Origin of the sequence: Levilactobacillus acidifarinae DSM 19394 = JCM 15949, assembly GCF_001434835.1 — a bacterium.
Lineage (GTDB): Bacteria > Bacillota > Bacilli > Lactobacillales > Lactobacillaceae > Levilactobacillus > Levilactobacillus acidifarinae.
Genome location: NZ_AZDV01000025.1, coordinates 1 through 323 on the forward strand (window position 1 = coordinate 1; position 323 = coordinate 323).

The 323-nt window shown below is 40.9% G+C and carries 1 pseudogene; it reads right to left on the reverse strand.

The annotated features are described in order from the left end of the window. Window positions 1-323: pseudogene (locus FD25_RS07520) on the reverse strand (IS5/IS1182 family transposase); the annotation flags it as partial.

The window sequence follows — 323 nt, forward strand, 5'->3', positions numbered from 1 at the left end:
CCATTCTTCATGGGATCTTCTTTCATTCGCATAAAGGTGGCATCTGTATCAGTTTTGGCAAAGCTATTACGATCTCCAAAGGTCTTGTTCGCAAACTCGTAGTTTCGCTTACGGGGGATTAAATCGGTCTTCAATAAATGATTAAAGTGTTTAAGCTTTCGCCGACGACGCTTGTTTTGTGAACCGCCAGGTTTCACTTTTTCGTTAGCAATCACCTGATTTAAGTTATCAATTTCGTTACTGACTTTACCACTGACTACTTTTAACTCAGTACTATCAAGAGAACCGTCGGTCTCTTGACGTACCGCTAGGTCTACTTCATT